Origin of the sequence: Prevotella melaninogenica ATCC 25845, assembly GCF_000144405.1 — a bacterium.
In the GTDB taxonomy this organism is placed as follows: Bacteria; Bacteroidota; Bacteroidia; order Bacteroidales; family Bacteroidaceae; genus Prevotella; species Prevotella melaninogenica.
The window spans coordinates 16,596-32,144 of sequence record NC_014370.1 but is presented as its reverse complement, the minus strand read 5'-3'; the positions used below and the strand labels follow the sequence as shown (position 1 = coordinate 32,144).

The following is a 15,549-nucleotide window of genomic DNA, read 5'->3' as shown; positions in this document are numbered from 1 at the left end:
TGTCTTTCGTTATCATCTCAACGGCAGGAACGCCTCTTCTTTGTCGTTTCCTACTGTGCTCTTAATACTCCGCACGCGTGGTGTTCATGCTTAGCACCATTCGTGCGGACCGTGAGCACCAATGGTGCGGAGGGCTAACTCCCCTACAATAAATCATACTTTTGATAAGAGGAGAGGATAGATTTGGGGCTTAATGATTAGGGGTAAATAGCAAATAGAGTTTGGGTAATTAGGCATAAAAAGGCGATTAATCACCTTGAAAGAATGTACCAATTAGACTTATTTGCCTAACAAGCGAGACAATCTACCCTTATAAAGCACTGATTTACCGATAATTACATTTCTGTGTTAAAACAAGAAAAAGTAAAAATGTAGTATAGATTCTGCTTGCTTCTTTCCTTTTAAAAGACTATCTTTGCAGCATGAAGGTATTGGAGGATATAAAGAAGTATTGCCTGAGTCGCTATAACCTGTCCGTTCTTGGCGCACAGGTAGGCATTTATGCGCTCCTTGTATCTATCTGGTCATTGGTCATTATGCTGCTTGAGCACGATGTCAATGCCGCCAAGGAGTCCATGTGTGTCAATGCCTTCGTACTTTTCTTGTTACTGATTGTCTTCATGGCGAACTTCTATGTGCTGGTTCCTTATCTCTTTGAAGCAAAGAATAAGATAAAGCACTGGGCATTCTGGGTAATCAATCTGCTGTTTATCGTCCTTTGGAATCACCATATTTTCAGCATTTATAATGCCGATTTACCGAACGCACCTATACGAATAGGGTTCTATCAGTTTGGTGTGATGTGGATGATTCTCAACTATGCAATGGTCGTTGCGGCAATCTTCGTGCGTTATTATATCCGCCATAGTACGCTCAGAAGGCAACTAAGAGAGGAGAAACAAAAGATGACGGAAGCCGAATTGGCATGGCTTAAGAACCAGCTAAACCCACACTTCCTCTTCAATACGCTCAATAACATAGCCTCACTCACCCAGACAAGTCCGAATAATGCCCAAAAGGCAATCGGTCAACTGTCTGAACTCCTACGCTACGCACTCTATGAGACACAGCCTAAGGAGGTGAGTCTGAATGGTGAGATAGCCTTTATCAAGAACTATATCAATCTGATGACACTACGGTCGGGTAGTAATGTAGAGATAAAGAGCCAATTCATCATCCATAACACACAACTACTCATTGCGCCATTGGTATTCCTAACACCTGTTGAGAATGCCTTTAAGCATGGTATAAGTGCCAATAAACCATCGTTTATCCACATATCCATCACAGAAGATAATGGTAAGATTGTCTTTCTCTGTGAGAACAGTAACTATCCAAAAAACGACACCGACAAGAGTGGAAAGGGTATAGGATTAGAGAATATGTACCGCCGTTTAGAGCTGATTTACCCTGATAGGTATCACATCGAACAGCGTATAACACCAGAGGTTTACCACCTCAAGATTATTATTAAGCCATAATAATAATGTATGTTTCACCTCCAACACCCCATTCCCACATATCATTAACACCCAACATTCAACACCCATCACCCCATCCCCACATATCATTAACACCCAACATTCAACACCCATCACCCCATCCCCACATATCATTAACACCCAACATTCAACACCCATCATCCCATCCCCACATATCATAACCACCCAACATTCACCACCCATCACCCAACATTAAACACCCAACACCCAATCCCCTCAATGAGAGCAATAATATTAGGAGCTACTGGTGCAATAGGTAAAGACCTTGTCCAAGAGCTTATCAATGATGATACTATCGAACAGATAGCTATCTTCGTCAGAAGAGACCCAGGCATAAATAACGAAAAGGTAACAACACATATCGTAGACTTCGACCAGTCGGATGAGTGGAGACTCTCCGTTCAGGGCGATGTTGTATTCTCTTGCATGGGTACAACGCGCAAAGCGGCTGGCTCAAAGGAGAATCAATACAAGATAGACTATACCTATCAATACAATTTCGCTAAGATAGCAGCAGAGCAGGGAGTACCTTCTTTTATCTTGGTGTCGGCTGCTATGGCTAATGCTAACTCACATTTCTTCTATACAAAGATGAAAGGTGAATTAGAAGAAGCTATCAAACAGCTTCCTTTCCAACATATCTCCATCCTTCGTCCACCTGCTTTAATTCGTAAGAATACTACAAGAAGCTCTGAGAAACTGTCTGTTTCTATACTGCACTTCTTCAATAAAATAGGACTCTTACAGAGCCAACGACCTATGAAAACAGAAGTCGTTGCGCATTGTATGGTTGAACTTGCGAAAACAAAGAAGTCAGGAGTATTTGAGCCAAAGGATATTTTCAAGATTGGAGAAAGATAAACAAAGGGATAGATTATCCCATCTGCTTGCGATAAAAGAATATGATACTATACGACCGTGAACATGCCATTCAGCGGATGAACACGCTGGCTAAGGAAGGTAAAGACTTTATCTTTATCATCAATTATAAAGCCGATGGTGCCTATATAGAGGAAGTTGCGGACATCAATCCACATGAATTGCTTTTTGCTTTCCCAAGCCTTTCTAATATCCCTGAGGGCGAAAGCTACAGCAATGAGGCTGTAGAATGGCATACAGAACCACTCACAAGAGATGACTATGAACAGCGTATCAACCTTGTCAAGCAAAGAGAGCGTGAAGGCGACAGCTATTTAGCCAACTTGACATGCAAAATTCCTGTCCGTACAAATCTTTCCTTGCACGATATCTTCATGCGTTCAAAGGCGTTATATCGCTGTTGGATGAAAGAGAAGTTCGTTTGTTTCTCTCCAGAAATATTCGTTCGTATCAATAAAGAAGGACTTATCAGTTCCTTCCCAATGAAGGGAACGATTGATGCAACACGTCCTGAAGCCGAGAAGGAACTGATGGAAAATAAGAAAGAAGCAGCCGAACACGCTACCATCGTCGACCTTATCCGCAACGACTTGAGTATCATAGCAGAGCAAGTGCAAGTGAAACGCTATCGTTATATCGACCATCTGACAACAAACAAGGGTGAAATCCTACAGACAAGTTCAGAGATTACAGGACAACTCCCTACAGACTATCGTGAGAATATCGGTACACTTCTCTTCCATTTGCTCCCTGCTGGCTCCATTACAGGTGCCCCTAAGCCACGTACCATGGAGATAATTGATGAGGCTGAGGGCTACGAAAGAGACTTTTATACGGGTGTGATGGGCTGTTATAGTAAAGGACAATTAGACAGTGCGGTGATGATTCGCTTTATTGATCAGGATAAAGACGGACAGCTTCACTACAAGGCTGGGGGCGGTATTACGGCTCAGAGTAATAACGATGACGAATATAAAGAGGTGATAGAAAAGGTTTATGTGCCAATATATTGAGACAATAAGGGTAATAGACGGCTGTGTCTGCAATCTTGCCTACCACGAAGAGCGATTGAACCGCACTCGCAAAGAGATGTTAGGACTGACAGAACCGCTGCATATAGCTGACCTTCTAAAGGCTGTTAGCTTACCGATGGAATGCTCAAAGCTACGCTTTGTCTATGATAAAGAGGGCATCCACGACATAACCTGTACTCCTTATATATGTAAGGAAATCAACTCTTTACACCTTGTCTACGACAACAATATCAGCTATCCCTTTAAGAGTACTGACCGCTCGGCACTTAACGAACTAAAAAAACAGCAAGGTGACTGCGACGAAATACTTATTGTTCGTGACAATCACCTTACAGATACTTCTTATACCAACATTGCACTCTATGATGGAGAACAATGGTTTACACCCTCTACGCCACTCCTTTGCGGTACGATGCGCCAACGACTGCTCGACTGTGGACTGCTTCAAGAGCGTGAAATCATGGTCTCTGACATCCCTAACTATCAGTATATAAGCCTCTTCAATGCTATGATTTCATTGGGAGAAGTAATACTACCAGTCGATAAGATTAAGTAAACAGCGAATTATTTTTATGAAAATAATTATTTTTTTTCACGTAAATAAATATTTTTCTTCATGAAAATAAATATTTCTTTTCATGAAAATAATTCGCAAAAGGCAGTCATCTACATGACGAAAGATGAGAATTACGCTACTTATTAACTTACTTTTTACTGCTTACAGAAGTGATTTTAAAAACAATTTGATGAGTATAATAGCAACCAATATAATCACCATCACTATAAAATTAAGGATGCGTTTGCTCTTTTTTCTTGGGTCATAAGGATTGCTGCTTGTAGCTCCGAGCTGACGTGATGATGTGTTGTCATTTGGCAAAACGTTAGCACTTGTCATCCTATCTTCTGTTGAATTAGAAAGATACTTACCCATATAAGCCTTATATGCCACCTCTTTTATATCTCCCTTACTTCGTTGTTGCAAAGAAGTATAACGACTAACAAAACGCTGATAGAGTGGGTCATCGGCTCCACGCACCATCTTCATGTAGTTCAGTTTACCCCTCAGAACAGCATTAAGAGGTACGCAATGCTGATGTCCCTTTGTCTTTCCATGCTGCTGCCTGTAGCTCTTCCACGCTGCCTGACAGGCATCTTCATAACCGTAACGCTCCCAGATATACAGCAAGGAACGAATTTCACGCACATAACGGCGGCTTACATTCACTTTCTCCGTTACCATCAAGCCCGTTACCTCCTGCCGTCTTCCACGACGTTGCAAGTGGGTTTTCTCTTCATTCAGTCGGAAACCATAACGCTCAACAATAGCCTTAACCTGCTGTACAAGCTCTCCCTGTGGACGAAGAATATCTGTATCAGAACTGAAAGTGAGGTCATCAGCATAGCGGGTAAAGGTAATACCTTGTGCAGCAGCTACACCCGCAATCTCCTTATCCATCTCCCGACAAATAAAGTTCGACAGCGTTGGCGATGTGGCAAAGCCCTGTGCCAATACCTCTTTATTGTTCTTTGTGCGCACAGTAGCCAATCCAGAGATGAGTTTTACAGCTAATGATGAGAAGCCAAAAGGCTCTGCCGTCAGACAGTCAGCCACCTGCTGGCGTGTAATAGTGGGGAAGAAATCCTTTAAATCAAGGTTCAGAATATAACGTTTTCCCACATGTGGACGTGCATTATCAACCACAGAACGACCACAGACAAAGCCAAACGCCCAAGGAGTAGGCTCATCATAGGTCTGAAGTAATATATTGAGTGCATTTAATATACCACGAAGACTACCTTTCGGAGCCGTAATCTCGCGATAGCCACCGTGCTTCTTGCGAAGTCGGAAAGTCTTACAACGTCGTTGGACATTATTGGTATCAGCTAAAAAACTTAGTTGTTTACCACGAAAGTCAGAATAATACCAAGGTAACTTCAGCTCGTTCAGCATCGCTGCAAGTTCCTGTGCATCGCTTAAATGGCGCAGTTTATTCTCAAAATCAACCTTTGTATATTCCCTTCCGTTTATTGTTCTGGTTGCCATAGTGCGTTTGTTTTAAACAAAAAAATAGGAACGCTGTAAGGGAATTACTTTTATTGTGAACCTTCGTTAACAATAAAACGATACTTCGTATCAAACTCCAGCGAATACGCCGGAAACTACTTCTAATTCTTTCAGACGTTCCTATCTGTGGCAAAGATAGATATTAATATCGGAACATCAAAACTTTTAAAGCATTAAATCAGTTTCTTCCGTTAAATGTATGGACCTGTTTCATATTGCTTTAATGGAAGAACGGAAGTTACTCACTATACAAAAACATGGCTAAGACAGTCAAGTATCCATCCTATTATTATCCTCTGACATTGAAAATCATTTCTTTTTAGACTTCGAAAATATACAGATAAGGGTTTGAAAAATCATTACATAATTTCGAAGAAAACATCTATAAAGGACGGCAAAAACACATATAAAAAGCAGGTTTGTAATCAACAGGAAATCAGTTAGTTATAAAGTAGTAAAGTAAAAGGTGCTTAATTGGACTTCAAAAGGGCGTTAGTTAGACTTCAAAAGGGCACCTATTGCAAGCCTATTGGGCGTCTTTTAGAAGCCAAAAGAGCATATATTCAAAATTATGATGTGAAAAATTATGACAAAGTAACAGGCTATTAGCCCTATTGGGCTTATTGGCTTATTAGCCTAATTAGGCTAATAGGAATAAGTTGTTTGTAGAAGACAGATAAACATCGCACTTAATTACGTTTATTATGTAGTTTATCCCCATTTATAAAACCATCTTATTGGGGGCAATTATACCGGTGTTGGGTGATGGGTGTTGGGTGTTGAGCCTTTATAAAACCATCTTATTGGAGGAAATCATACCATGTATGTGGATTAATCTCATTCTATTAACAATCTACGCATTTAACTGAAGAACCCTAAATAAAGCCTGCAAAGACTTGTATTTATCCTCATAAAACAATACTTTTGCACACGATAAATAAAAAATTTTATCCCAATTGTGTAGTTTTTCATTTACTACGTGCGTCTAATGAGCAAAAATCAACCTATCAACAGATGGACAACCTACAAAATGAACAAGACTTCTCACGCATCGTGAGAGAACATAAAAGCACCATCTACACCGTGTGCTATATGTTCTCAAAGGATGAAGATGAGGTGAACGACCTCTTTCAAGAGGTATTGATAAACCTTTGGAAGGGTCTGCAGAACTTCCGAGGAGAAAGCGATGTACGCACGTGGATCTATCGTATCAGCCTCAACACTTGCATCTCTTGTGACCGAAAGAAACGGAAACGGAAAACGATTCCACTCTCAATGAACATCAATCCCTTTACGGATAGCGATGATGACAGCCGACAGATACAACAACTTAACCGTCGTATCAGCCAGTTAGGTCCTTTCGATCGTGCTATCATCCTCCTTTGGTTGGAGAATATGAGCTATGAAGAGATTGGCGAAATCGTCGGTATCAGTACTAAGAATGTCTCCGTAAGACTATTCAGAATCAAAGAGAAACTGAAGAAAACAAGTGAAACAACAAAGGAGTAGGGGAGTAACCATTAATGAATGGGATTAGTCTTATTGGTCTTATTAGCCCTATTAGGACAATTGGCCTAATTAGCCCAATACCCTACAAAGCTTAACAATCACATTAAAAAGAAAACTACAATGGAAACAAAGCATACAGAGTTTGAGGAAATGCGTCAGCAATTGGATATCCTCAAGAATAAACTTGACAATCAAACACTCATCAACGATAAGCTTATCAGACAGTCAATGCTCAATAAGATGTCGTTTATGAAGAAGTACACATGGGTGTCATTCTTAGTGTTACTATTTATTTATTACGTTTACAATGATATTCGAATAACGTTTAACCTATCGTGGTGGTTCTATGGAGCTACTGTAATATTTATGACTTTTACTGTTTGTTTCGATGCTTATATCAACCGTTTCAATAAGGAAGCGTTCCTTAATGGTGACCTCATAGCAACATCCTTACAAATGCAAAGGATGAAGAAATTACGCAAAAGGTCCTTATTATATGGTATCTTCTTTATGACAATATGGGTTTCTTGGTTCGTTATCGAGTTATACAATGGTTCAGGTGCTGCGAATGGAGGAGAAAATACATCCATGTTCTATGGTATACTGGTTGGTGGTGGCGTTGGCTTAATCGCCGGAGTAGCCATCGGTATATGGTTATATCTTCGTATGCAACGCATTAACTCGGATATTATCAGCCAGATAGATGAACTGACAAAAGACACTAAAGACAGCCCAATACTTTAGAAAGACAGGGTAAGGAAGACAGGGTAACAGGGTAAGAAAGACAGAGTAACAAAGTAAGAAAGACAAAGTAACAAGGGAAAGGAGACAAAGTAACAAGGGAAAGGAGACAAAGTAACAGGGGAACAGAAGGTATTAAGATAAGAAAAGAAGACAGGGTAACATAAGAACTTATTGGCTATTCTTATGTTACCCTGCACTTTGTTTATATGTTACTTTGTCTTACTTACCCTGTTATTCTGTCTTACTTACCCTGTTACCCTGTCTTTCTTACTCTGTTACTCTGTCTTACTTACTCTGTTACTCTGTCTTACTTACTCTGTTACTCTGTCTTACTTACTCTGTTACTCTGTCTTACTTACTCTGTTACTCTGTCTTACTTACTCTGTTACTCTGTCTTACTTACTTTGTTACTCTGTCTTTCTTACCCTGTCTATAAACTACGATGTCAGTGCTTATAATGTCTAACCCTTTACGATTTTCTTAATATCATTCAGTTTATTAAGGGCTTCAACAGGTGTAAGATTATTGACATCAAGACCGAGGATTTCGTCACGAATCTGTGTGAGGACAGGATCATCAAGTTGAAAGAAGGAGAGTTGAACACCTTCCCTGCTCTGATCAAGACGCTCAACGGCAGCCTTACCGACACTACCCACTTGTGAATTATCCTTTTCAAGCTCCTTAAGAATAACGTTTGCACGCTTAACAATAGAACGAGGCATACCCGCTATCTCTGCTACATGAATACCGAAGGAATGCTCACTACCACCTTTCTCTAACTTACGAACGAAGATGATCTTTCCATCCACTTGCTTAACAGAGACATTGAAGTTCTTGATACGAGGGAAATTCTTCTCCATCTCGTTCAATTCATGGTAGTGTGTAGCAAAGAGGGTACGTGCCTGTGCACGCGAATGTTCGTGTAGATACTCTACAATTGCCCACGCAATGCTAATTCCATCGTAAGTACTTGTACCACGTCCTAACTCATCAAAGAGTACTAAAGAGCGTGGAGTGACGTTATTAAGGATGTTTGAAGCCTCCGTCATCTCAACCATAAAGGTTGATTCTCCTAATGAAATGTTATCCGAAGCACCCACACGTGTGAAGATTTTATCCACCATTCCGATGCGTGCTCGTTCAGCAGGAACAAAGCAACCAATCTGTGCTAACAGTACAATAAGGGCTGTCTGACGCAACAAAGCAGACTTACCTGCCATATTCGGACCCGTAATCATCATGATCTGTTGGTGTTCCGTATCAAGCAATACATCATTAGGCACATACTGTTCACCTATCGGCAACTGTGTTTCAATCACTGGATGGCGACCCTGTTTAATGTCTATAACCTCCGAATCGTCCACTACTGGACGCACATAACGCTGCAACTGCGATACCTTCATAAACGAAAGTAGACAGTCGAGATGAGCTATAAGATTGGCATTGATTTGTATCTGCGGAATAAACTCCTGCATATCCTGTATCAGCTCCATATAAAGCTGAGTCTCCAAAGCCAATATCTTCTCATCCGCACCAAGTATCTTCTCCTCGTATTCCTTAAGTTCAGGGGTGATATAACGCTCTGCCTGCGCTAATGTCTGCTTACGAATCCAATTCTCAGGCACCTTATCCTTAAACGTATTGCGCACCTCCAAGTAATAGCCGAACACGTTATTAAATCCTATCTTCAGCGAGGTAATACCTGTCTGAGCAATCTCCTTCTCTTGAATCTCTAACAGATACTGCTTTCCATTATCACGAATAGAACGCAAATCATCGAGTTCTTGGTTAAAACCTAAGGCTATCACGTCACCTTTATTGACTAACTGTGGAGGGTCAGGCTGTATCTCTTTCTCTATTCTATCACGTAGGGACTCACAGAGGTTCAGCTGTTCACCAATCCTCTTCAGCGTATCGCTCTTTGTATAAAGGCAAACTGTCTTAACCGGTTGGATAGCCATAAGGGCATTCTTCAGCTGTACTACCTCACGAGGTGACACACGACCGACAGCTACCTTTGAGATAATACGCTCTAAGTCGCCAATGCGATGGAACTGTTCATTGATACATTCGCGGAAATCTGGCTCTCGGAAGAGATAATCAACCACGTCTAAACGCTCATTAATAGGCTTTTCATCCTTCAGTGGGAAGACCATCCAACGGCGTAACATACGTCCACCCATTGGCGTAATCGTATTATCAATGACATTCAAAAGCGATGAACCATCCTCATTCATTGGGGCAATCAACTCCAAAGAACGGATGGTAAAACGGTCCATACGCACGTATTTATCTTCTTCAATACGTGCTAATGAAGTGATATGATTGATTTGTGTGTGCTGTGTTATCTCTAAATACTGTAGAATAGCACCTGCTGCAACAACACCATTATTCAGATGGTCGACACCGAAACCTTTTAGATTCTTTGTTCCAAAATGCTTTAATAGCTTCTGTCGAGCCGTCTGATCAGTAAACACCCAATCGTCCATCTCGAACGTACAAAGACGTGTACCGAAGTAGCGTTCGAAGTCTTGTTTCTTCGCACGGTCGAAGAGTACTTCCTTTGGTTGGAAGTTACCCAATAGCTTTTCAACGTAATCAAAGGTGCCTTCACCGGTTAGGAACTCACCAGTAGATATGTCTAAGAAACTGACACCACATGACCCTTTACCGAAATGTACCGCAGCAAGGAAGTTATTTTCCTTATAGTTCAGTACGTTGTCGCTCATGGCAACACCCGGAGTAACAAGTTCTGTGATACCACGCTTCACCATCTTGTCCATTGCCGACAAACCCTTCTTGCCTTTGATAGCCTCACGTTTCTTCTTTGGGTCTTCTAATTGGTCGCAGATAGCTACACGCTTTCCAGCTCGGATAAGCTTAGGAAGATAAGTATCAAGGGCATGATGTGGGAAACCAGCCATCTCTATCGAGTCGCCATTACCACCATTATTACGACGTGTAAGGGTAATACCGAGTATTCTTGCCGACTCAACAGCATCTTCACCATACGTCTCATAGAAGTCGCCACACCTAAAGAGCATCAATGCACCAGGATGTTGCGCCTTCATTGAGAAGAACTGTTTCATCATTGGGGTAAGTCCCTTATCGTCTTTTGCCATATCTTTTACTTCCTTATTAAGTCTTTTCTTATTTTATCCTTAGACTTACAAAATTACAAAAATAAGGAGGAAAGCCCAAATATTCCCTTGCTTTTAATCTTGTTTTTAATATCTACTTACAGAAATAGGGATGCAAATGATTTGCATCCCTATTTAATATCTCAACAACTTTCTGTGCTGTTTATAATTATATTTATCTTTTAGTGAAGATCATTGTTATTATCTCACCATCATCTACATATTGTAAAGTCAACTTGTCACCATCAACTTCACCCCAAGCAGTATAAATATCTCGTTTTATTGATATTTTTTTACCATTTAAAACATAGGTAGCATCTCCTTCATCGTGGTCTCGCTCAGTAGGATTCTTATCAAGATCTTCATCAGTTATTATTTTAACTACTGTATTTGACTTGAATTCTAATACTGTCATTGAGGTGATTTTATTACCTTCTTTTTCTAAATATTGCCATGTAGTACCTACAAGATTATTAGATGTTTCTTCCTCTTTATCTGAAGAACAAGCTGTGAATAACATCATTGGCAAGAGTGCCAATAAAATCAATAAATACTTTTTCATAATTTTTAGTTGAGTTATAATTTTATACAAATGTAGTCATTATGTTCTAAGAAAACAAATGATATACAGCCTAAGACTAACTATATCAACTAATTTAACTATTTTTATATATGAAAATAGGGTTCTTCCGTTAAATGTGTGAACGCTTTTCGTATCGCTTTAACGGAAGAACCGAGGTTACTCATTAAACCCAAATCGGTCATTAGACCACAATGTTTCAGGAAAACCATTTCATTTTAGGACTTCGAAAATATGCAGATAATGGTTTGAAAAATCATTACATAATTTCAAGTAAAACATCTATAAAGGACGACAAAACCACATACAAAAAGCAGGTTTGTAATCAACAGGAAATCAATTAGTTATAAAACAGCAAAGTAAAAGGTGCTTAATTGGACTTCAAAAGGGCGTTAGTAAGGGTCTTAAAGGGCACCTTTTGCAAGCCAAAAGGGCGTCTTTTAGAAGCTAAAAGAGTATGTATTGGTTTTGAACTGCATAAAAATAGTTTACAAACTTCAACTAAATACTATTCATAAAACGAATTGCACGAATACTCATTGATAAGGAATATTCGTGCAATTAGCGTAATTCGTAGTCGAAAGCGAGTTATGGTAGTTTTCCTTCTTTCCCTCTTGAGCGTAAGATTGACCATACACCGAGGGCAATAAGAGGAATACTTAATATCTGTCCCATATCGATTGGCAGACCTGCCTCAAATGCTTCCTGTATCTCCTTAGTATATTCAATGAAGAAACGGAAGGTGAAGATAAGTGTAAGGCAGAGTCCGAAATAAAGTCCTGTACCAACTTTCTTAGGATATTTCCTATATATGAAATAAATTAAAAGGAAGATAATTAAGTAGGCTATTGCCTCATAGAGCTGTCCCGGATGACGTGGTTTATCATCTACATTATAGAAGATAAAAGCCCAAGGAACGTCTGTTACCTTACCAATAATCTCTGAATTCATCAGGTTTCCAAGGCGAATAAAACAAGCTGTGATACCAGATACGATACCGAAAAAGTCAAGTACTACCCACGTATTCATCTTCGTCCTGCGAATATAAAGGAAGAGGGCAATCAGTAATCCAGCCACTCCACCATGGGATGCGAGTCCTTGATAACCCACATACTTCCATGAACCGTCAGCCATTTCACGAATAGGAATAAAGATAGTCATGATTCCTTTCCAAGAAGTGAGGAACTCCTCTGGTTCATAAAAGAGACAATGACCCAAGCGGGCACCAATCAGTACGCCAAAGAAGACATAGAGGAAGAGTGGATCAAACTGTGATGGAGGGAATTTATGACGCTTGAAAAGCCACTGCATCATAAAATATCCCAAGGCAAGACCTACTAACCAACACATTCCATACCAACGAATAGGAAGAGAACCAAGCTGGAAAATCACTTCACTTGGCTGCCATGCAATATAAAGTAGATTGTTCATAGTTATGCTATTAAAAGTGAAGATAGCACCAATAATTATCCCCTCTCTGAGCAGAGAGGGGTTAAATAGGGGCTATACATTAAATCTAAAGTGCATGATGTCACCGTCTTGTACAACGTATTCCTTACCTTCGATGCCAAGTTTACCAGCCTCACGAATAGCTGCCTCAGAACCATATTTAATGTAATCGTCGTACTTAATGACCTCTGCACGAATAAAACCCTTTTCAAAGTCGGTATGGATAACACCCGCACACTGCGGAGCTTTCCATCCCTTATGGAAGGTCCATGCCTTTACCTCCATCTCACCAGCGGTGATAAAGGTCTGGAGATTGAGCAGATGATATGCCTTATTAATAAGTCGGCTCACACCACTTTCTTCCAAGCCAAGCTCGTCAAGGAACATTTTCTTATCCTCATAGCTCTCCAAAGAAGCGATATCCTCCTCTGTCTTAGCAGCGATGATCATTGCTTCAGCACCTTCTTCAGCTGCAATCTTCTCAATCATCTGACTATATTCATTACCTGTCTTCGCACTTGATTCGTCTACATTGCAAACGTAAAGTACAGGTTTTGTTGTCAAGAGGAAGAGGTCGTGCGCTGCTTGCTGTTCTTCCTTGCTTTCAAACTCAACACTACGAGCATTCTTACCCTGCTCTAAGACTTCCTTATAAGCCTCCAAGACAGATACCATTACCTTAGCATCTTTATTGCCTGCAGCAGCAACTTTCTGCTGTTTAGCAAGCTGTGCCTCGATGGTTTCAAGGTCTTTGAGCTGCAACTCTGTATCGATAATCTCCTTATCTTCAATCGGGTTGACTGCCATACCACCCTCACGTACCACGTTATCGTCCTCGAAACAGCGGATTACATGAATGATAGCATCGCACTCACGAATATTGCCAAGGAACTTGTTACCCAATCCTTCACCCTTTGAAGCACCCTTAACGAGTCCTGCGATGTCGACAATCTCACAGGTAGCAGGTACGATTCGTCCCGGATGAACAATCTCAGCGAGCTTATTCAAACGCTCGTCAGGAACGGTAATTACGCCGAGGTTCGGCTCAATCGTACAGAAAGGGAAGTTAGCTGCTTGTGCTTTGGCACTGCTCAAGCAGTTGAAAAGTGTGGACTTACCTACGTTTGGTAGTCCTACTATACCACATTTTAATGCCATATCTTAAATAAACGTTTATTTCTTTTGTCCAAAAATAAAAGCTAACGAGCGCAAAGGAAGTTTCCTTTCTCTTTATCGTATGCTGCTTATTTTCTGCAAAATTACATAATTAATTCGATATAAGCGAGAAGAAGTGGAAATAAGGTGGAATACATATGAAGTCAATCTCATCTCTATCATACGATTATAGGGGCATAACGCTTATGTCACGTTATACCCCTATAAGTATAAGGAATAGTTTTATATCGTACGTTATAAGCCCTTATTCTTTATATATAAGATAAGAACTTACCTCGGTTTTTGCTATTTTACCTCTGATGTAATCGGACTATTAATTCCCTTCATAGAAACAAGGAAGGCCTTAGCTGAACCAAACTTCAAACTCATATCAAGACGAACAGGGATATGGTTGCTGTCGTCTGTTACATAGAAATTAGCTATTTCACGCCACTTATCATCCTCATATTCATAATAGGTGAGACGCAAACAACGATACTTATGATTATTGTCAGCCTTGATATTCTCCTTACCACCATAAACTATACGACCGGCATGGCGGCTATTTCCATCTACGATAGGGAACTTCACCACCTCACCTTTCTTCCAGTTCTCTGGATTAAAACTACGTGCACGCAAGAAGATACTCATCATATCGAAACAACAATCATCGTAGGTATTCTCCATCCATTGATGTTTTCCCTCGTTATTGATTCTGTGCTGGCGTAGCTTACATTTACCATTTGGATAAGTGTAGAATATCTCATCTACCGTATATCGCTTTCCTTCCCTTGCTCCCTTACGGAAGTAGAGTGGCTCCATCTGCTTTGAATTATAAGTAAGTAACGTGTCACGCAATACAAAGTAATCGTCAAGTTTACCATTACCACGTGTCGTCAATGAAGCACGATAAGCCGGAATACCCTTATAAGTAGAGGAAACCGTATACCAAGAAGCTGTACCTGCCTTTACCCAAATAAACTTCCAGTTATAATAAAGGTTGTAGGTAAGATACTCTCCACTGCTAAACGCCGTGTTACGGAATGTACACTGTGCGGTGGTACTGACGGCAATCATCGCAAAGAGACAAACTATATAAATCTTAAACTTTTTCATATTCTCCGTTTTATCCGTTCAACTTTAATATTATTCTTTATTTCTCTTTTAAAAGAAAAAAGAATGTTTTAGTATGATAGGCTGTGGATTAGTGCAGAACTTTTTACCCATTTTCTTGCCAGAATAGTTATCAAACTTAGAGGTTACTTTATTAACAAGTTATCCTCATTTCTACTGTTTGATATTCAGGTATTATACTGAGTTATCCACATTATCCACAATTGATGCAAAGATAATAAGTTTATATCTTTTTTGATATGAAAGTTGTGTAAAACTTCTATAAAACTGCATTAATAACCTTGTGGATATCCACATAGAAGCTTCTTCTTCTCTTCTTGTGTGGATATCCACAGAGTTATAAAATAGTTATCAACAT

At 40.0% G+C, this 15,549-nt stretch carries 12 protein-coding genes; 6 read left to right on the top strand and 6 right to left on the bottom strand.

All coding sequences use genetic code 11. From position 1 onward, the window contains the following. Positions 1-422 precede the first annotated feature (422 nt). The 4 genes from HMPREF0659_RS00110 to HMPREF0659_RS00095 all read left to right on the top strand — a co-directional run bounded on the left by HMPREF0659_RS00110 (position 423) and on the right by HMPREF0659_RS00095 (position 3,971). On the top strand, positions 423-1,481 hold the full coding sequence (locus HMPREF0659_RS00110; RefSeq protein WP_013264633.1) for a sensor histidine kinase: 1,059 nt from the start codon (positions 423-425) through the stop codon (positions 1,479-1,481). Positions 1,482-1,721: 240 nt separating this feature from the next. Beyond that, entirely contained in the window at positions 1,722-2,363 is a 642-nt protein-coding gene (locus tag HMPREF0659_RS00105; RefSeq protein ID WP_013265023.1) for an NAD(P)H-binding protein, read from the top strand. Between the two features lie 41 nt (positions 2,364-2,404). After that, positions 2,405-3,394 carry an aminodeoxychorismate synthase component I gene (locus tag HMPREF0659_RS00100; RefSeq protein WP_013264553.1) on the top strand — a complete coding sequence of 330 codons (990 nt, stop codon included), beginning with the start codon at positions 2,405-2,407 and terminating at the stop codon, positions 3,392-3,394. Beyond that, positions 3,378-3,971 (top strand): aminotransferase class IV, encoded by a 594-nt coding sequence (locus HMPREF0659_RS00095; RefSeq protein ID WP_013263801.1) that lies wholly within the window; start codon positions 3,378-3,380, stop codon positions 3,969-3,971. Before HMPREF0659_RS00100 ends, HMPREF0659_RS00095 begins: the two co-directional genes overlap by 17 nt. A 162-nt stretch (positions 3,972-4,133) precedes the next feature. Here the strand turns inward: HMPREF0659_RS00095 and HMPREF0659_RS00090 are convergent, their stop codons facing one another. Beyond that, on the bottom strand, positions 4,134-5,459 hold the full coding sequence (locus HMPREF0659_RS00090) for a reverse transcriptase family protein (RefSeq protein ID WP_013264242.1): 1,326 nt from the start codon (positions 5,457-5,459) through the stop codon (positions 4,134-4,136). A 1,035-nt stretch (positions 5,460-6,494) separates the two neighbouring features. On the opposite strand from HMPREF0659_RS00090, the gene HMPREF0659_RS00085 reads away from it, so the two are divergent. After that, a complete protein-coding gene (locus tag HMPREF0659_RS00085) occupies positions 6,495-6,989 on the top strand; it encodes an RNA polymerase sigma factor (protein ID WP_013264070.1) in 495 nt (164 codons plus the stop codon). Positions 6,990-7,109: 120 nt separating this feature from the next. Further along, positions 7,110-7,733 carry a hypothetical protein gene (locus HMPREF0659_RS00080; RefSeq protein ID WP_013264680.1) on the top strand — a complete coding sequence of 208 codons (624 nt, stop codon included), beginning with the start codon at positions 7,110-7,112 and terminating at the stop codon, positions 7,731-7,733. A 461-nt stretch (positions 7,734-8,194) separates the two neighbouring features. Here the strand turns inward: HMPREF0659_RS00080 and mutS are convergent, their stop codons facing one another. From mutS to HMPREF0659_RS00055, 5 genes are all read right to left on the bottom strand, one after another. Further along, positions 8,195-10,855 (bottom strand): DNA mismatch repair protein MutS, encoded by a 2,661-nt coding sequence (mutS, locus tag HMPREF0659_RS00075; protein WP_013264085.1) that lies wholly within the window; start codon positions 10,853-10,855, stop codon positions 8,195-8,197. Positions 10,856-11,048: 193 nt separating this feature from the next. Further along, positions 11,049-11,435, bottom strand: coding sequence for a lipoprotein (locus HMPREF0659_RS00070; protein ID WP_013264853.1), 387 nt, complete (start codon positions 11,433-11,435; stop codon positions 11,049-11,051). 606 nt (positions 11,436-12,041) lie between these two features. Then, on the bottom strand, positions 12,042-12,884 hold the full coding sequence (lgt, locus tag HMPREF0659_RS00065; protein WP_013264684.1) for a prolipoprotein diacylglyceryl transferase: 843 nt from the start codon (positions 12,882-12,884) through the stop codon (positions 12,042-12,044). Between the two features lie 72 nt (positions 12,885-12,956). Further along, complete coding sequence (ychF, locus tag HMPREF0659_RS00060; RefSeq protein ID WP_004358965.1) at positions 12,957-14,060, bottom strand: redox-regulated ATPase YchF; 1,104 nt, start codon at positions 14,058-14,060, stop codon at positions 12,957-12,959. Between the two features lie 303 nt (positions 14,061-14,363). After that, complete coding sequence (locus tag HMPREF0659_RS00055) at positions 14,364-15,173, bottom strand: DUF3108 domain-containing protein (protein WP_013264559.1); 810 nt, start codon at positions 15,171-15,173, stop codon at positions 14,364-14,366. Positions 15,174-15,549: the final 376 nt, after the last annotated feature.